Origin of the sequence: Microbulbifer aggregans, from assembly GCF_001750105.1 — a bacterium.
GTDB lineage: Bacteria > Pseudomonadota > Gammaproteobacteria > Pseudomonadales > Cellvibrionaceae > Microbulbifer > Microbulbifer aggregans.
This window is the reverse complement of sequence record NZ_CP014143.1, coordinates 3,347,973-3,364,640: the sequence shown is the minus strand read 5'-3', so window position 1 is coordinate 3,364,640 and position 16,668 is coordinate 3,347,973. Positions and strand designations below refer to the sequence as shown.

15 protein-coding genes and 2 tRNA genes are annotated in these 16,668 nt (G+C 57.5%); 8 read left to right on the top strand and 9 right to left on the bottom strand.

What is annotated here, in order from left to right; all coding sequences use genetic code 11:
• The first annotated feature begins 104 nt into the window (after positions 1–104).
• The 3 genes from ihfA (at position 105) to AUP74_RS14695 (ending at position 958) form a co-directional block, all read left to right on the top strand.
• Positions 105–410, top strand: coding sequence for an integration host factor subunit alpha (gene ihfA, locus AUP74_RS14705; protein ID WP_067080158.1), 306 nt, complete (start codon positions 105–107; stop codon positions 408–410).
• Complete coding sequence (locus AUP74_RS14700) at positions 391–753, top strand: MerR family transcriptional regulator (RefSeq protein ID WP_069948206.1); 363 nt, start codon at positions 391–393, stop codon at positions 751–753. Before ihfA ends, AUP74_RS14700 begins: the two co-directional genes overlap by 20 nt.
• Before the next feature lie 128 nt (positions 754–881).
• Positions 882–958: transfer RNA gene (locus AUP74_RS14695), tRNA-Pro, on the top strand.
• Between the two features lie 167 nt (positions 959–1,125).
• On the opposite strand, the gene AUP74_RS14690 is transcribed toward AUP74_RS14695, so the two are convergent.
• The 5 genes from AUP74_RS14690 to AUP74_RS14670 all read right to left on the bottom strand — a co-directional run bounded on the left by AUP74_RS14690 (position 1,126) and on the right by AUP74_RS14670 (position 7,168).
• The gene (locus AUP74_RS14690; protein WP_145924413.1) at positions 1,126–2,208 is read right to left on the bottom strand and encodes a tetratricopeptide repeat protein; all 1,083 of its coding nucleotides are present in this window, start codon (positions 2,206–2,208) and stop codon (positions 1,126–1,128) included.
• Positions 2,201–3,724 carry an adenylate/guanylate cyclase domain-containing protein gene (locus tag AUP74_RS14685; RefSeq protein WP_083261023.1) on the bottom strand — a complete coding sequence of 508 codons (1,524 nt, stop codon included), beginning with the start codon at positions 3,722–3,724 and terminating at the stop codon, positions 2,201–2,203. Before AUP74_RS14685 ends, AUP74_RS14690 begins: the two co-directional genes overlap by 8 nt.
• A 478-nt stretch (positions 3,725–4,202) precedes the next feature.
• The gene (ppnN, locus tag AUP74_RS14680) at positions 4,203–5,576 is read right to left on the bottom strand and encodes a nucleotide 5'-monophosphate nucleosidase PpnN (RefSeq protein ID WP_069948204.1); all 1,374 of its coding nucleotides are present in this window, start codon (positions 5,574–5,576) and stop codon (positions 4,203–4,205) included.
• 423 nt (positions 5,577–5,999) lie between these two features.
• A tRNA-Arg gene (locus AUP74_RS14675) sits at positions 6,000–6,076 on the bottom strand.
• Between the two features lie 111 nt (positions 6,077–6,187).
• Positions 6,188–7,168: an alpha/beta hydrolase family protein gene (locus AUP74_RS14670; RefSeq protein ID WP_069948203.1), complete on the bottom strand. Its 981-nt coding sequence runs from the start codon at positions 7,166–7,168 to the stop codon at positions 6,188–6,190.
• Positions 7,169–7,339: 171 nt separating this feature from the next.
• Here AUP74_RS14670 and AUP74_RS14665 point away from each other — a divergent pair, with 171 nt between their 5' ends.
• Positions 7,340–8,047, top strand: a complete 708-nt coding sequence (locus AUP74_RS14665; RefSeq protein WP_145924412.1) for a hypothetical protein — start codon at positions 7,340–7,342, stop codon at positions 8,045–8,047.
• Between the two features lie 9 nt (positions 8,048–8,056).
• Here the strand turns inward: AUP74_RS14665 and AUP74_RS14660 are convergent, their stop codons facing one another.
• The 4 genes from AUP74_RS14660 to AUP74_RS14645 all read right to left on the bottom strand — a co-directional run bounded on the left by AUP74_RS14660 (position 8,057) and on the right by AUP74_RS14645 (position 11,735).
• On the bottom strand, positions 8,057–8,866 hold the full coding sequence (locus AUP74_RS14660) for a hypothetical protein (RefSeq protein WP_069948201.1): 810 nt from the start codon (positions 8,864–8,866) through the stop codon (positions 8,057–8,059).
• 86 nt (positions 8,867–8,952) lie between these two features.
• The gene (locus AUP74_RS14655) at positions 8,953–9,819 is read right to left on the bottom strand and encodes an NAD-dependent epimerase/dehydratase family protein (RefSeq protein WP_069948200.1); all 867 of its coding nucleotides are present in this window, start codon (positions 9,817–9,819) and stop codon (positions 8,953–8,955) included.
• A gap of 194 nt (positions 9,820–10,013) precedes the next feature.
• Positions 10,014–10,787, bottom strand: coding sequence for a DUF3108 domain-containing protein (locus AUP74_RS14650; RefSeq protein ID WP_069948199.1), 774 nt, complete (start codon positions 10,785–10,787; stop codon positions 10,014–10,016).
• Positions 10,788–10,850: 63 nt separating this feature from the next.
• Positions 10,851–11,735 carry a hypothetical protein gene (locus AUP74_RS14645; RefSeq protein WP_069948198.1) on the bottom strand — a complete coding sequence of 295 codons (885 nt, stop codon included), beginning with the start codon at positions 11,733–11,735 and terminating at the stop codon, positions 10,851–10,853.
• Positions 11,736–11,837: 102 nt separating this feature from the next.
• Between AUP74_RS14645 and leuC the strand changes: the two genes are divergently transcribed.
• Genes leuC through AUP74_RS14625 form a run of 4 tightly spaced genes read left to right on the top strand, consistent with a single transcriptional unit; the run spans position 11,838 to position 16,666 of the window.
• Positions 11,838–13,274 (top strand): 3-isopropylmalate dehydratase large subunit, encoded by a 1,437-nt coding sequence (gene leuC, locus AUP74_RS14640; protein WP_069948197.1) that lies wholly within the window; start codon positions 11,838–11,840, stop codon positions 13,272–13,274.
• Entirely contained in the window at positions 13,271–13,921 is a 651-nt protein-coding gene (gene leuD / locus AUP74_RS14635; protein WP_069948196.1) for a 3-isopropylmalate dehydratase small subunit, read from the top strand. The genes leuC and leuD overlap by 4 nt, the downstream gene beginning before the upstream one ends.
• Entirely contained in the window at positions 13,918–15,285 is a 1,368-nt protein-coding gene (locus AUP74_RS14630) for an MmgE/PrpD family protein (RefSeq protein WP_069948195.1), read from the top strand. The genes leuD and AUP74_RS14630 overlap by 4 nt, the downstream gene beginning before the upstream one ends.
• Positions 15,272–16,666 (top strand): MmgE/PrpD family protein, encoded by a 1,395-nt coding sequence (locus AUP74_RS14625; RefSeq protein ID WP_069948194.1) that lies wholly within the window; start codon positions 15,272–15,274, stop codon positions 16,664–16,666. Before AUP74_RS14630 ends, AUP74_RS14625 begins: the two co-directional genes overlap by 14 nt.
• The last annotated feature ends 2 nt before the right edge of the window (positions 16,667–16,668 follow it).

Here is a 16,668-nt window from a genome sequence, read left to right as displayed (position 1 = left end):
GTTGCATGGCACCCCGAGAGCGTCTGCTACCGGGTTGAAAGCCGCCGCGGTTTGGGCCGCTTCCGATCTGGAGTCGACGCCTCTGAATTTATTGGTAGGAACCAATGACAGAGGCACTGACCAAGGCCGGGCTCGCCGAAAAGCTGTACGAAGAGCTGGGCTTCAACAAGCGTGAAGCTAAGGAAATCGTCGAATTTTTCTTCGAGGAAATCCGCAACGCGTTGGAAAACAACGAGCAGGTAAAGCTTTCCGGTTTCGGCAATTTCGACCTGAGGGATAAGAGCCAGAGGCCTGGCCGCAATCCCAAAACCGGCGAAGAGATCCCGATCTCCGCCCGGCGCGTAGTGACGTTCAAACCGGGACAAAAACTCAAGGCGCGAGTAGAAGAGCATGCTGGAAGCGAGCAATAACAGCGAACTGCCAACGATCCCCGGCAAGCGCTACTTCACCATTGGCGAGGTCAGCGAGCTCTGTGCGGTGAAGCCCCATGTACTGCGGTACTGGGAGCAGGAGTTTCCCCAGCTAAGTCCGGTCAAGCGCCGCGGCAATCGCCGCTACTACCAGCACCAGGATGTCATCCTTATCCGCCAGATCCGCGCACTCCTGTACGAGGAGGGCTACACCATCGGTGGCGCCCGCCTGCAGATGGAGTCCAGTACTGAGAAGGTCCAGGGCGTGCAGTTGCAGCAGGTTCTGCCACAGATGATCGCCGAGCTGGAAGGTGTACTGGCCCTGCTGGAGACCCCCAACTAAAGTTTCAGAACGGCACAAATCCGGGCTTGCATTCCCCGCCCACTGATGTATGATTTGCGCCTCATCGCAATGCGATGCCTTAAAAATCAAGCACTTAGCAATGTTTTAGGCGCTTGATTCCCCTTCGTCGGAGTGTAGCGCAGCCTGGTAGCGCACCACACTGGGGGTGTGGTGGTCGTCGGTTCAAATCCGGCCACTCCGACCATTATTCATTAAAAAAGCCCGCTTAAAAGCGGGCTTTTTTATGTCCGAAACTTAAAACCAAGACCATCAATGCGATTCAAAGTCTTTTTGAGTTTGCGGATGTGCAGGTTGGTTCATGGGCCTGCACTTCTCGCTCTGCGAGAGGGGGCACAGAAATCTGAATGCGCCTTAACGGTCTCCTTCGGGCGATGCCGACAGAGCCTTGAGGTTCTCCAGTACTTTTTCGGCCCTGGCGATATTGGTCAGTAATTCGCTGTTGTCCGGATCCAGGACTTTGGCTTCACGCCAGATTTCCACCGCTCGCTCGATTTTGCCCTCGCTGTACAGGTCGTTGCCCCGCTTGATGGCAGCTTCGACGCGGGCGTTGAGCTGTGTCCGAAACTGCGATTGCAGGGGTAACAGTTGCGGATCTTGCGGGGATTTTTGCTGTAGCTGGTTCAGGTGCTGCCGCGCGCTGAGGAGGTCGCCAGCGTCCAGTGCCTGTTGTAGTTCCTGCACGGGAACCCTGTGATCTTTTTTCGGGGAGCTGCTGGCCACTTGGCGCTTCGGCTGGCCAAGGTGGCGGTTGGCCAGGGCCAGCTGCTGATCGATCTTTTCGCGCTGGTCAGCTTCGTGGAGAAGGTCGTTGCCGTACAGTTGCCGTGCCACCTTCAGTCCGCGGGTAGCCAGTGCATAGTCTTCCCGTTGCAGCGCCCGTCGTGCGTGGTCCTCCAGCGCCTGTGCCGTCCCACGGCATTTGCGGTGAAAGTTCTTCAGCTCGAGCCAGGTCAGCATGTCGGGGCCTTTAAGCTGCTGCAGGCGCTGGTAGGCCTCGGCCTCGTTCAGCAGCTGTTCGCCACGCTGGATTGCCAGCTCCATACGCACCCGTTCCTCACGCAACTGGCGCCGCTCTGAAAACTGCTGCCGTGCAGTGTTGAGTGCCCGGCTGCCTGGCAGTACGTCTGTGGCAACCTGTAAAACGCGCTCGGCGCCGTGCCAGTCGTCCTGTTTTTCCAGACGGCTCGCCGTGTGAATTGCGTTGCGTTCAAACTGTCGCAGGCTGTTCTGCAATTGCCGGATCTGTTGTTGCTGGGCTGTTGTCGCACCACCCAAGGTCTGCAGATGTTCGAGTTGCTCGGACTGTTGGCGAGCATTCTCTACTGCATCCGATGGGAACCCCTCCAGCGCCTGCTGCTGTGTCGGCATCAGGCTGCAGGCCGGCAGCAGTGATACCAACAAAACCCATAAAAGTGCTAACCGGTGTCTAGACATGGGCGACTGCCTGCCGGCGCTGTTGGTGGGGCCGGCTGTTGAGCACTTTCTGCAGGTTAGCACGCAGCTGTGCCTGATCATTGCGATGGATATCCTGCACTGAATAGATCCCCACCGGCGCTGACTTGCCGCGGACCGCCAGTGTCCGCTCGGACCGGGCGATGATGCGGGGCTCGAGCATGGTGAACATTTTCTTTTGAATGATGATTTGATTCGACTGAGCCTCGCTGCACAAGCGGGATGCCAGGTTGACGGCATCACCGACCACCGTGTATTCCATCCGCTCGTCGGAGCCCAGGTTGCCGGCCAGCATCGCACCGCAATTGATGCCGATGCGGAAATGTACTTCGGGCCGGCCGTTGGCACGGCGTTGCTCGTTTAAGCGCGCCGCAAGTTGCTGGATCAGCACCGCACAGCTGACTGCGTGGAACGCGTGGTCGGTATCGTCCTCCAGTACCCCAAACGCCAGCATCGCGCAGTCGCCGATAAACTTGTCGACGACCCCACCATACATTGAGCAGGCTTGTGAGATATACGAGAAATATTCATTTAACAGCTCGGAAACCTGGCTGGGCTGCAGCTTTTCTGACATCGCGGTAAAGCCGGTGATATCAGCGAACAGCACCGTTGCCTCGATCGGGCGGTCGACCAGCCGGACCTCGTCCAGGTTGGCCAGTACCTTGTCGGCGACGTTTTTTGATACATAGCGGGAGAACACCTGCTCGACCTGTGATTTCCTCAGCAGCCCCGCCGCCATATTGTTGAACCCTTCGAACAGATAGCCGATTTCGTCATTGCGCTGCTGGTCGATCCGGGTGGCCAGGTCGCCACGGTCGATGGCCTGGGTGGCTTTCATCAAATGGTGGATCGGTAGTGACAGGCGCCGGCTCAACCAATAGGCCAGAAGGGAAGCGAGTACCGTCATGGCCAGGGTGGCGTAGATAATGGCATCGCGGGCGCTGGTTGCTGCCTGGTCCATTTGCGATGCCGACAGGGTGACTATTACCGAGCCGACCTGCACGTCGAGGTAAGTGGCCGGGGCGATAAAGCTGAGCAACCGTTCCTGGGAACCATCAGCCGCGTTTCGGAACCAGGGGCGGGAGATAACTCCGCCAGTCTGGAAAGGGGAACCGGTCAGGTCTGGCTGGATACCGGTCGCCGACAGCAGTTCGCCGTCGCGCGAGTAGATACCTGCGCCGAGGATTTTCTCATCCTGGCCAAGGTTGGTGGTAAGCATCCGCAGGTTCAGGCTGTTTTCCGACAAAATCGGTTCACCGGCCAGTTTAGCCAGCTGCAACGCCATGGTGTTACCGAACTCATGCAGTTGAGTCCGAATCAGGCGGTTCTGGTTATCGCTGATAAACAAGCCCAGGCTCGTCATCCCCAGCACCAGCAGCAGGGTCATGACCAGTGCCAGTTTGAATGCGATTGGGATGCGGCGGGGTAATAGCTGGATCAGGCGCACCCTTAGACCGCTGGCGGTGCGCCGCAAAGTGCCTTTGGCCTTGTTGATCAACGGGAGGCTCTCCTTCTTATTGTTACCTTTACCCGGCTAGTGAGACTTACGTCACTATACCAGTTCTTGGACGGTTGTATGACCCGCTCTGGCTATTGACCGGTCAGTCGACAGTGACCGGCGCGAAATAGAAAGAATGTCCACAAACTCTAGAATACGAGCGACGGAATTCCTCTGCGGAGCGTGTAATCCACGTCGTTAGTGGCAAGTAAAGGGTGGTTGTTATTTCGCCTCTTTGGGTGATTTCCGAGCTGCTTTATTGGTCGGCGACGTGACGATTTCCATAGCACTCTCTTCAGGCGAAGCTTCTTACCCAGAAGAATTGTAGCCCCTTCGAGTGATTCCGAGTGTCAGAGAAAAAGAGGATCCTCACAGCCTCATCAGGCTTCCCATCTAACAATGCCAGCTGTGCATGGAAGCCGGTGGAAGACAACCCATGGCGCATGTCGCTGTCACTTGTTCGAGCCGGCGGAAGCCTTTATTCAGCATTGATCCGGTAGCAGGGGATGTACTGCTTGCCGGGCAGTTTCATACGCTGCTGCTTTGCGAACGACTCCAGCAGGGTATCCATGCTACGCATCAGTGTGGGGTCGCCATGCAGCTCATAGGGACCGTTTTTCTCTACGTTGCGAATTCCCTCGTCCTTTACGTTGCCGGAGACAATGCCGGAAAACGCCCGGCGAAGATTGGCGGCGAGCAAATAGGGCTCCTGGTTCTTGTGCAATGCGAGGCTGCGCATGTTGGCGTGGGTGGGGACAAATGGCCGTTGGAACTCGGTCGATACCTTTAGCTGCCAGTTGAAGTAATAAGCATCGCCGGATTCTTTGCGGTATTGCCGCACGGCCTCAATGCCGGCCGCCATTTGCCGTGCCACCTCCGCAGGGTCGTCGATAATGATCTGGTATCGGGATCTGGCCGCCTCTCCCAGGGTTGAGCCAATGAACTGGTCAATACGGATGAAGTAGTCTGAAGCGCTGGCAGGGCCAGTAAAAATCACCGGAAACGGCTGCTGCCGGTTTTCCTCGTGCAGCAGAATGCCCAACAGGTAGAGGATTTCTTCGGCGGTGCCGGCACCACCTGGGAATACGATGATTCCATGCCCTGTGCGTACAAATGCCTCCAGGCGTTTCTCGATATCCGGCATGATGACAAGCTGGTTGACGATCGGATTCGGTGCCTCTGCCGCGATGATACCCGGCTCGGAAATGCCGATGTATTGCCCGCGCCGGTCCCTCTGCTTGGCATGGCCTATGGTTGCACCTTTCATTGGGCCTTTCATGGCGCCCGGGCCGCAGCCGGTGCAGATATCAAGGTGGCGCAACGCCAACTCATACCCCACCTTTTTGGTGTAATCGTACTCCTCCGATGAAATGGAGTGTCCCCCCCAGCACACCACCAGTCTTGGTGAGCGGGACCGGTCAAAAGTGTCGGCATTACGCAGGATATGAAATACCGCATCGGTGACGCCCCGAGCGGAAACCAGGTCGTAGCGAGGATCGCCGGTAATTTCACTATTCACATAGATAATATCGCGGAGCACAGAAAACAGGTGCTCGGCGACACCGCGGATCATTTTGCCATCGACAAATGCGCTGGCGGGAGCGTTTCTGACCTGGAGCTTTACACTGCGTTCGGTGGGGATAACGGAAATATTGAAGTCAGAATATTTTTCCAGAAGCTCCTTGCCGTCATCCAGATAGCCACCGCTGTTCAGTACGGCCAGGGAGCAGTTACGAAAAATCTGGTACTGGGGGCCTCGGCTTTCGTCGCTGAGTTTGTGGATTTCGTACTTGGACAGAATATCGAACTGCCCGGTGGGTGAGACTTGTGCATCGACGAGATCATTGGACATACAACCCTCGCGTGGTGCTGGAAGCTTCTATGGAACAGGTTGCACTGTTCAGGTGACATAGAAGTCTAATCTACGATTGTGAATGCTCTCGGTTTTATATTGCGCCATCAGTCCGAGTAATGAAAGGCCGGGGCAAGCATTGGCACCTCTTGATCCTCGAACTGTCATGCCGGGACAAGCCGTCTGAGGTAGTCGGGCCGGAATCGGTCAGGATGAAAATGCCGAATGATGAGGGAGGGGCCAGGTGCTCTCGGAAGGCTCTCGCCAAGTGCTTCGGTGCTACTTCTGCTGGGAGGGCCATGAGGGTAGATTGCCGGAGATGGGGGGCAGCACCCTCTATTGCGAGCTGACTGTGTCCGGGGGCTTCCTGTCCAAGCCACAAACAAAAAGGGCCCAATCCTTGCGGATCGGGCCCTTCGTAAGTGGCGCGCTCGGGAGGATTCGAACCTCCGACCGCCTGGTTCGTAGCCAGGTACTCTATCCAGCTGAGCTACGAGCGCGCAGCGGGGCGAACAATAGAGGTGTTGCCCGCTCAGGTCAAGAGAGCAATTGGATTTTCTATGAGAATCAGAGGGTTAGCCTGGTTCCAGAGTGTGTTGATCAAAGAAGGCTCACTTTTGCAGCAGCTTGCTGATCATATTGTGATCGACGCCCTGCATTTCCCGGTACGCGCCGAGCGCTGCCGGGTCGTCGCAAAGGAATCCCCGCAAGAACAGGCGGACAGCCTGGCCGGCGACGTTACGGGCCTCATCTGTTTCTACTGGAAGGTCGATGAAGCCACGGCCACAGGTTTCATCCGCAGGGGTGCACACGGAAAAATGGTTGGCGTCCCTGAGCAGGAGCAGGACATTGTCGCCGCCATTGTCTGGGACGGCCATGTCGAAGGTCTGTTCGATACGCGCGGTTGTGCTGGCTGAATTGGACTCATAGCGGTGTGCACTGTTGGCAATGCAGCCGTCCTGCTCGCCGCCAATCATGAGAAGTGGCACGCCATTGCTGATCGGAAGCAGCGTTTCCTCTGGCCACCCCAGGGCGGTGGAGCCGCCGGTATGTGCGCCGTAGGCAAAGACGGCACGCAGTGCTGGGAACCAGTCACGGTTGGCGTTGAGCAGGGCCAGCGTCCCGCCGGCACTGTGGCCACCGAAGGCCAGCCGCTTCAGATCGAGTTTCCCCGCCAACACGCTCCTGTTGTTCAGGCGCTCGAGCATGGACAGGAGTGCCGGCATGGCGAGGGCGGACGTGCGTTTGCCAAAGTGCTCGGGCGTCAGCGCCTGCAGGTCGATACCCGGCGTTGCGGCTAACTGTCCAGGCATTTCTTCTGCAACGAGCTGGTAAGACACGGTAACAATACCCTCGGCGGCCAGCGTTTCTGCCAGCCAGCGATAACCACTGGGATCGATATTGATACCATGGAATAGAATGAGGACCGGACAGGGGGCCAGTGTCTCATCTACGGGCACGGCGCCAGTATTCCGCTCTTCAAAAGAGTCCCCGTATCGTGCCGGATAGTAAATCCTGGCAATGCCCGTATCGTATGGAGGGGCGAGAGCTTCCACTTTGAATGCATCGAAAATACAGCGTGTCAGGTACATTAAAAGTCTCTCTTGGTCCCTGAAGGTGAGCTTAGGTAGCTATCTATTGTCACAGATTGATAATTGTCAATTTGCGCCGACATCAAGTGGGGTATCCATGAACTGTGTTACTGGTTCTGGCGTAATCGGTTCGTAGCATCAATTCAAATTCAAACCCGTGAGGTTGATAAAGTGAAGATATCCCGTTGCCTTGCTGCTCTCCCTATCCTGTTGGGATTGACCGGCAGTTTCCTTGCTGCGCCTACCGTCGCGTACCCGCTTTCGTCAGACGATGCTTTCTGTGCTCGGGTGCAGCAGTTCATCGCCGGTACCGATCTGGCCGTGGACAATGTACTTTACGAGCGGGGCAGTTACTGGACCAGCTTCAAGGAGTCGAAGCCCACAGCTAAGCCGCTGACGAGCCACCAGTATGTGGGCTATCAATTTTCCGATGGCCAGCGCGTGGAGTTTCCGGTCACTGTCGCCTGCAAGATGAAAACCGCGGAGCGTATTCGCACCGCCCATGGATCGGCAGGTGAGCTGACAGTCGCTGATCAGGATCGACAGTGCCAGCAATGGCTGGACGTGATGCTGACAGATATCTACCGGGCGCTGGAAGAGCAGGGCGATACTGACTTGCTGCCCCGGGAGCGAGTCTCGTTGGATGACGAGAACAATGTGTATATCGGACCTTTCTGGTTGCGTCCGGAGCTGTACCAGGTTGCCTATCGCGAGGGGGATACCCTGAATTTACGCAGCAAGGCCCTGCATGTGGAATACCGGCGCCTGATGCCAGTGCCGAATAGTTTCATGGGTACCCACTACTGCACAATGATTGCACCAGAATACCTGGCGCAGCTATTGCGGGGTGAGGTCGAGGCCCCACCCCTGATGGACTGAGGTTCTGCTTCAGGCACTGACAGCGCGGCGCATCTGCTCCGCGCCCATCCGCAGCGTTAACATCTCCTGAACCCCCTCTTCTCCGAACACCCGGGTGGCCAGCTTGTTCATCGGGTCGCGCTCGTAGCACAAGCGCCGCAATTGATGATCGTCATGGCGCAATGCTGTGCGTTCGCTCTCTGGTAATGGCTCTGCATTGTCATACCAGCCCAGCCAGTGATCGAGCATCTTGCGGGCATAGGCTTCCAGAATGTCGATGTTCTCGTTGTTCAGGTCTGCCATCAGGCTCTGGGTGGAGGGATTGATCAGCGCTCTCATATAGGGGCCATGGCTGACCGACCACTGGAAATTGCTGTGTCCACGCAGGGCCAGGTACTCCTCGTTGATGGGAGCGTAGTACTTGTCGAGATAGTCACTGTCCACTAATAGATTCCGCCGCGGCATAAAATCAAAGTAGAAGAAGAGTTTAGGGATGGTGCCGAATACCATGACGAAGTGGGGTACATCGGTGTTCTGTCCCAGGTAGGCAGTGGCATTCATGTCGAGAATGCTGGCTTTGCGGTTGCCAAGCCAGGAATTCACCAGCCACTCGCAGTCGCCGCCACTCCAGGCCTGAAATGATCCTTCGAACTCGCCGTTGGGGGAGGTGTAGTACTCCCTGTCTTTGCAGTTCGGGTCCAGCTGTAGACCGGTAAAACGGCTGGCAATGGTTCCCTTGATGTCGGTTAGGATGCCCCAGCAACGTTCCCAGGCTTTGCTTACATCCACGTCTGGGCTTTCTGCCAGGAACTGGTCGATGGTTTTTGTATCCGAATGCATAACTTGCCTCATTGAGTACTCAATTGGTGAAAAGTGTTTAGGCGGGCACTAGGCGCTACTCATAACCATGTGTCCCGGGATAGACCTCAGTGGGTCTCAGCTTCCGTCAGGTAGCTTGCATTCGGGTCCCCGTGCGCTACGCGATAGCCTGTTTGGTAGATTTTGGCAGCCGAAATCCTTCGATTCGGTGCCTTGATCTGATTCAGAAATTCGAGTCGTGACAATCCTTCGTGATCACAGATGGCATCGAATACCCTGGCGTTCGTGGCGGGTATACGCTCGTTATCACATACATTGAAGATACCTTGCAGTTTGTGGTCGATGGCATGAACGACCGCGCTGACCACATCTTCAAAATGAATCGCGTACAGCAGGGCGTCGGCACCAAACAAGGCTTTACCACCGAAATAGGAATGTGCCAGCTTCACCCGTTCAGGGAAGCTCATATCCCCGGGCGCACCATACATATCCGGGAAGCGCAGGACACATCCCCCTGCCTGGGAGAGGATTTTCTGTTCTGCCTTCTGGTAATACAGCGAGGAGGGTTCCTCGTGGTTACTGGTAGGCGTTTCCTCGGTAATGGCACTGCTACCTTCACCGCCGTCGCCGTACACGGAGAACGAGGACAGGAATATCAGGCGGTCGCAACTCGCAGCTGCGCTGGAGCAGGTTTCAACCAGAGTCTGGCGGTAGTGCCGGTGCCGCTCTTCCGGGGTGCGGGTATTTTTTACGTTTGGCGCAACGGTAACGATGATCAGGTCCACGCCGCTGGCTGCCGCAGCGACCTTCTCGGATTCGTGCCCCTTGAGTACCACTACTTCGTCTGCAAACGCTCTCAGACCCTGTGCCTTTTCTGGGGTGGTCGTGCTCCCGACCACCTGGTGACCCTTGCTGCGGAGCCTGCTGCCCAGGGCCTTCCCCACATGCCCCATTCCCAGTATCAGTATTTTCATTCTTGTCTCCGCAGTATGTTGTTTAACCCTCTATTGTTATTTTGCGGCAGGGTCGGGCTGCATTGATGATTGTCAATTTATTCGGTGAGGCAGAGAAGCAGAGTGAGCTGCAGGATTGGGGGAGGATGCGAGTGCAGAACTCGGGTCGCGTAGAGTCGCCACCCGAGGACTGAAATGGAATGAAAAGAAGCGGGTTAAACCAGCGGTTCTGCCACTGGTTGCCGGGCCTTGGTGATGCCGGCTGTGGTTTCAAAGTATTGCAGTTCTGCCAGCTCGTAACGGGTTTGCATATACCCCTCCACTTCGGCTCGCAGGAGCAGATAGTCATCGTCAGCCGTGCACCAGACATTGTAGGGCGGGTGCTCTTCGGGCAGGTCTGCGGCGGTGTCGGTCACCTGGAAGTGTCGTGCACGGAAGGTTCCAGCCTCAACGGTAATATCCGTTTCCCCAAGGTAAACCAGTGAGAAGCCCATTTTAAACAGCAGGGGACCGGTTGCACCGCGATGATCTGGTGAGGACAGCATCATGTGGGGGAAGTGTTGTTTACCGGGGCCTTTGGAAAGGTCATAAAGCCGCATCAGCAGGCCGTCGCCCGCGATCGGGTGGCACTGCATCCACTGCACAGGTGCGGCCAGCTCAATGCACTGGCTGATGCGACCGTCGCGCTGGTTGAAGGTTTCGCATTCGGCCAGTTTGTCGGTAAAGCGAAACCAGCCGCTGCCTTCAAATTCGTCTCCCACAGTCAGGCGCACGGAGCAATCCAGCGGTGCCGAGTCAGAGTGGCGCATGGCCTGCACAATGTCCCGGGTAACACTGGGGGCATCATCGATTTCACAATGTGCCTGCAATACGTCGACGCCATCCGTTTGCTGGGAAATGCTGAAAAACTCCCGACCCCGCTCGTGGCCGAGCCGGTCAGGCTTGCGGCTGGTGTAACGGATGTGTCCTCGAATACTGCGGTAAGGCATGGGTTTTCCTTTGTTATTGCTTTTTGGTTCTTCCTGAAGTGATGAGCGTATTGATATCGATTGCTATCGCTCTATCAGCTCGATCCGTTCGCCATCGTTTCCGTAGAGCGTACAACTTCGGCGCCCTTCATACGGAGCAGCGCTGTGGTGATAGGCCTCCACGCCAGCAGGCAGGCAGTCGATGAAAAAGGTCACCATGGCAACGCCGCCGCCGAGAGTGCCACCTTGCTGCTGGGCAACGTCAAGATTTTCGAGCTGATCGATCTCTATCAGGGAATTGTCTGCCAACTGCAGAGTCGCGAGCGGATGTCGCTGTTCCATTGGTAGCCCGCGCAACTGGTTAATGACTGTAACTCTGGTGTCAAAACTCAAGCCATCGTACTGAGCCAAGGCTTCATATTGCGCCAGGGATGCTGCGCGACCCGTGCTGGCCAGCACCGGAATAAAAAGGTGGTCGACGGCGCAGCGAGCCTTGGGAAGCTGGAAAGGCGGGACTTCACCGGCGATGCGGGTGAGGTACAACAGCTCGCCCGCAGGGCCCTGAACCTGTGCGGCACGGATCTTATCGCTGAGTTCCAGGTTGGCGGCGGGTCGCAATAGCTGAAACGGAGAGGCCTCCAGTGTGGCGGCGAGGTCATCGACGTCCTCAACCAGTATTTCCAGTGCCATCCAACCCGCACGAGATAGGGGGGTGACAGGCTCAGCAGAGGCATCTTCGACGATGCGCAACCAGGGGCGCCCGAGAGCATTTCCAAGCAGCCAATACTGGTTGCCAGTGAGTCCAGGGCAGCCCCACTGGCGGGTCATGGACGCCGTGAGAGTTTCACAGGTAAGGACCTGGCAGTGCAGGTGGCTGCAATAGTCATCGACCAGCCGCGGTGCGTCCGGGCTTGCGAGGGTGGCCACCGAGCAGGGGCCGAGGGCGGGGCGGGATTCGCTTGTGCTCATCGGGATAAATTACGGTTCTCAAAGCTATAATGTTATAATAATATATCAAATTATGAGATAAAAGATCTGACCTGATTCTGAGGGTACAGGAGGGCGCTAAATATGGCGATATCGGGAGCGAGCACCCTGTTCGACAAGTTGTGGTCGGATCACGCCGTCTGCGATCTGGAAAACGGGGAGACTCTGCTGTACGTGGATCGGGTATTTCTCCATGAGCGCACGGGGGCGGTTGCGCTGCAGAGTCTGCGTTCAGCGGGTTATGACGTGCGAGATGCCCGCCGCGTCTTCTGCACCATGGACCATATTGTCGATACCTTCCCCGGTCGCGGTGATAAAACACTGATGCCCTCGGGTGCTGACTTTATCAGGGCGACACGCAGTGAAACCCGCACAGCCAATATCCGGCTTTTCGATGTCGATGACGCTGACCAGGGGATCGTACACGTGATATCCCCGGAACAGGGTCTGGTATTGCCAGGCCTGACCCTGGTTTGCCCCGATAGTCATACGTGTACTCAGGGAGCCATTGGTGCTCTGGCGTGGGGGATCGGTTCAAGTGAGGCAGAGCACGCACTGGCAACCGGTACCTTGCGGGTACGCAAACCAAAAAATATGCGGGTGATCGTGGACGGGGCGTTGCGCCCCGGTGTGACCGCCAAGGACTTGATACTGCACCTCATTGCACGCTTTGGAGCGAATGGCGCTGCCGGCTATGCAGTGGAGTTTTCCGGCTCAGCGATACGACAGCTGGAAGTGGAGGCCCGCTTCACCCTGTGCAACATGGCAGTGGAGTTCTCCGCGTTTACCGCATTGATTGCGCCCGATGAAAAAGTTGAGGCCTACCTCGACGGACGGGATTTCGCTCCCAAGGGTGAACACTGGCGCGATGCGGTTGAATACTGGCGAACCTTGCGCAGCGATGACAATGCGGCCTTTGAACGTGAGTTGGTTGTCGATGCAGGGGAAATCGAGCCCGTGGTGACCTGGGGGACCAGCCCCGAGCAGGCTGTTGGCATTAGCGCTCGCATTCCCGGCCCCGACGAGCATCTTGAGCCTCACCGTCGGGAGGCGGCCGCTAAGGCGTTGCAGTACCAGGGCTTGCAGGCCGGACAGACGATGGTGGATATCGCAGTCAACGCGGCTTTTATCGGCTCCTGTACCAACAGCCGCCTGAGCGACCTGCGCGCGGCGGCAGCCATCGTGAACGGGCGTCGCATCGCTCCCGGTGTACGCGGCGTTGTCGTGCCTGGATCCCGGCGGGTGAAGAGGGCAGCGGAACAGGAGGGGCTGGACCGCATTTTTACCGAAGCGGGCTTTGAGTGGCGCGACTCCGGATGTTCGATGTGCTTTTACGCTGGGGGTGAAACTTTTGGTGAATTCCAGCGTGTAATTTCCACAACCAACCGCAATTTCGAGGGGCGTCAGGGGCCCAATACGCGCACCCACCTTGCCAGCCCCGAAACGGTGGCCGCGACGGCGATTGCCGGGTCATTCACTTCAGCGGAGATGCTGGCAAATAGCGAGTCATTGATTGCATGAAACCGTTTCTTTCTCATACCGGCGTCGCAGTGCCTCTGCTGCAGCGGAATATCGATACGGACGCCATCATCCCCTCACGGGAGATGAAGCAGGTCTCCAAGCGCGGGCTGGGTGAAGGGTTGTTCGCTGGCTGGCGCTACACCTTGCCAGGCAGCCGCGAGGTCAACCCGTCATTCGTGCTGAATCGAACTGAATATGAGGGGGCTTCCATTATTCTTGCTGGCGACAATTTCGGTTGTGGCTCATCCCGGGAGCACGCTGTCTGGGCGTTAATGGAATACGGTATCCGCGTGGTGCTTGCCAGTGGTTTTGGTGCGATTTTCCATACCAACTGCATTCGCAATGGTCTGTTGCCCGTATGCCTGCAAGAAAGGACCATCAATGAATTGGCAGAGCAGGTGGGTGGGGATCCACAAGGGAATCTGGTGACCATCGACCTCCAACAGTGTTTGATCCGGTGCGGTGAAAGGGAGTGGCATTTCGTGCTCGACGAGGCCGCTCGCCACATGCTGTTAAATGGTCTCGACCCCATAGCCTTGACACAGCAGCACCACATAAAGATCGATAGTTTCGAACAAGCGCGTCGCAGGGCGCATCGCTGGGCTTATGCGCCGTTGGAGGATTGTGTGGAGGGGATGCTGTCATGAAGTTACCAGAAACCCTTCTGCAACAGCTGGTTCCGCTACTTTCTCGTGAAATAGATGAGTCGACCCTGGCCAGGGCCCAGCTGCATCTGCTGGATTGGCTTGGCTGTGCTGTGTACGGGACGACCAGTGAGATGGCTGGAAAACTGCAAAGTTATCTCGCACAGTGGGGGACAGCCGGTGAGAACTGGAATCTGGGCGGGAAGGATACGGGCTGGCAGGATGCGCTTCAGTACCACGGTGCTCTTGGCAGTGTATCCGAAATGGATGATCTCCATCGAAACTCCACCCTGCACCCGGGGCCGGTGATCATTCCCGCGGCCCTTGCGGTCGCAGAGATGGTCAGGGCGAAGCCCAGCAAGTTACTTGGAGCGATAGTCGTGGGCTACGAGGCGATGATCCGCATCGGTCGGGCCCTGGGCCGGGATCACTATGCTCTGTACCACAGCACATCGACTTGCGGCAGTTTTGGTGCGGCGGCAGCAGCGGCATACATGCTTGCGCTCGGTCCAGAGGAAACCGTCTGGGCGCTGGCCAATGCCGGTAGCCGTACCGGTGGTTTCTGGCAAATGCGCCATGAAGCAGTGGAGACCAAGCACCTGCACAATGCTGCCGCGGCACATGCAGGGGTGCAGGCCGCTTTGCTGGCTTCCGAACAGTTGCGCGGTCCCGCAAGCCTGCTGGAGGGGACACAGGGATTCTTTGCCGCGACTTCTTCGCGGGCATTACCTCTGGCCGTCATCGAAAACGCAAGCGATAACTGGTTGCTCTTCCAGTGCAGCTTCAAGCCTTGGCCGGCCTGTCGCCATACCCACCCGGCCATCGATGCAGTGAGGGCACTGGGTGATTTGCCGAGTGACGAAGTTAGTCTGCTGCAAATCTGCACTTATGCAGACGCCCTGCAGTTTTGCGATCGTCTGCAGCCACTTTCGCCCGCAGAGGCCCGTTTCAGTTTGCAGCACTGCGCTGCGGTGGCTTTGCTGTATGGAGAGCCGGGCATCGGTCACTTTGAGCGGGATTATCTACAGCGGGAAGAGGTCATTGCGCTCAGGTCCAGGGTGGAGCTGCGGGTCGGTGAAGAGTTCGAGCTGGCTTACCCCGGTCACTTTGGGGCCAGGGCCCGGGTGACACTTAGGGATGGCAGTACGCGGGAAACCGTCCTGAATGATGCATGGGGTGACCCGGAGTGGCCCCTTTCAATGAGCGACATCATCCACAAGGCGCAGACACTTTTCGCCGCGGCAGCGATCCCAGAGAAACCCGCCGGGGATGTGGTCGAAGTAGTGCTGAATCTATGTCGACAGGACGATCTTAGCGGCCTCTTCAGCCTGGTGCGTACTCTGGGAGATCATCGTGGGCGGCTATGAGCAAAAGCTACTGGATCATGTGGCAGGGGCTCAATTCCAGGACCTTGATAGAGTCGCAGTCGACGCTTGTAAGACCTTTATTCTCGACTCCATCGGTGTCGGCATTAGCGGCTCACGTTTACCACTGGCGGCCCAATTACTGGTGACCGCACATAGCTGGGGTGCTGCAGTAAAGGGTTCCGTGGCGAGCGTCTGGGGCACGGGTGTTTCGCTTCCCGTGGCCAATGCGGCGATGGTGAATGCCTACCAGATCCACAACCAGGAATTCGACTGCGTGCATGAACGGGCCGTCGTGCACCCCATGGCCGTCATCCTGTCAGCAATACTGGCCGATGCGGAGGCTCGCGAGGTGGACGGTCGCGCGTTGCTTCTGGCCGTCGCTCTCGCAGTGGATGTCGCCACTGTGCTCGGGATGAGTGCCAGCAGTCCCATGCGCTTTTTCCGCCCGGGCACCGCAGGCTGTATCGGCGCAGCCGCGGGTCTTGCGCATCTGCGCGGCTACAGCCGTGAAAAAATCTTACAGGCCATGTCGATTGCCTACAGCCAGACCGGCGGCACCATGCAGGCGCATAGCGAGGGTGTACCGGTGTTGCCAATGCAGGTGGCATTCAATGCGCGCAATGCAGTTACCGCCGTGGATATGGCAGGGTTCGGACTCGAGGGGCCCAAGCAGTTCCTGAGTGGCGACTTCGGATATTTTTCCATTATGGAGTCCTGCGGCAATGCGCCTGAGGCTTTCGCTCTGCTGGGACGGGAATGGCAGATCAGCAGGGTCAGCCATAAGCCTTTTCCAACGGGACGCGCTGCCCATGGCACCCTGGATGCCCTGATGCAACTACGCGTGGAGCACGGGTTTAGCGTTCGGGAAATCGAGAGTATCCGCATCGAGGCACCGCCATTGGTGCGACGCCTGGTGGATAGGCCGGCTACACAGGAGATGAGTGCGAACTATGCCAAGCTGTGTATTGGCTACGTAGCCGCGACGCTGTTATTAACCGGCGACGTGGGGGTGACAGACTTTGATGCCGCGGCTCTGTCCGACCCAGCGCGCGGGGCGCTAGCGCGCAGAATCAGTATGCACCCCTCGGACTGCGAGGATCCCAATGCCCTGGCGCCCCAGGTGGTGACCGTACAGTTGGCCAGCGGTGCTGAGTACCGCAAGGAGCTGAAATCGATTTTGGGTCACCCCGATAGCCCTTTGTGCCGCGAACGCCAGCTTGAAAAGTTTTACCGTTGTCTCGCGTCGGCGCGCATGCCGATAGGCTCGGATGCGGCGCACGAGATCATTACGCAGATAGACCAGCTGGATCAGCTGGCATCCGTTACCCAATTGACTGAGTTGCTCATGCCCGAGCCGCGGTCCGTCCATGCCACCTGCTGAAT

What these genes read in the sequence shown, in the direction of transcription:
- AUP74_RS14660 (WP_069948201.1), bottom strand. Translation starts at nt 8,866, where the DNA reads ATGCATTCGGATACAAAAACCATCGACCAGTTCCTGGCAGAAAGCCCA.
- AUP74_RS14655 (WP_069948200.1), bottom strand. Translation starts at nt 9,819, where the DNA reads ATGAAAATACTGATACTGGGAATGGGGCATGTGGGGAAGGCCCTGGGC.
- leuD (WP_069948196.1), top strand. Translation starts at nt 13,271, where the DNA reads ATGAAACCGTTTCTTTCTCATACCGGCGTCGCAGTGCCTCTGCTGCAG.
- AUP74_RS14650 (WP_069948199.1), bottom strand. Translation starts at nt 10,787, where the DNA reads ATGCCTTACCGCAGTATTCGAGGACACATCCGTTACACCAGCCGCAAG.
- AUP74_RS14670 (WP_069948203.1), bottom strand. Translation starts at nt 7,168, where the DNA reads ATGTACCTGACACGCTGTATTTTCGATGCATTCAAAGTGGAAGCTCTC.
- AUP74_RS14690 (WP_145924413.1), bottom strand. Translation starts at nt 2,208, where the DNA reads ATGTCTAGACACCGGTTAGCACTTTTATGGGTTTTGTTGGTATCACTG.
- ppnN (WP_069948204.1), bottom strand. Translation starts at nt 5,576, where the DNA reads ATGTCCAATGATCTCGTCGATGCACAAGTCTCACCCACCGGGCAGTTC.
- AUP74_RS14700 (WP_069948206.1), top strand. Translation starts at nt 391, where the DNA reads ATGCTGGAAGCGAGCAATAACAGCGAACTGCCAACGATCCCCGGCAAG.
- leuC (WP_069948197.1), top strand. Translation starts at nt 11,838, where the DNA reads ATGGCGATATCGGGAGCGAGCACCCTGTTCGACAAGTTGTGGTCGGAT.
- AUP74_RS14630 (WP_069948195.1), top strand. Translation starts at nt 13,918, where the DNA reads ATGAAGTTACCAGAAACCCTTCTGCAACAGCTGGTTCCGCTACTTTCT.
- ihfA (WP_067080158.1), top strand. Translation starts at nt 105, where the DNA reads ATGACAGAGGCACTGACCAAGGCCGGGCTCGCCGAAAAGCTGTACGAA.
- AUP74_RS14645 (WP_069948198.1), bottom strand. Translation starts at nt 11,735, where the DNA reads ATGAGCACAAGCGAATCCCGCCCCGCCCTCGGCCCCTGCTCGGTGGCC.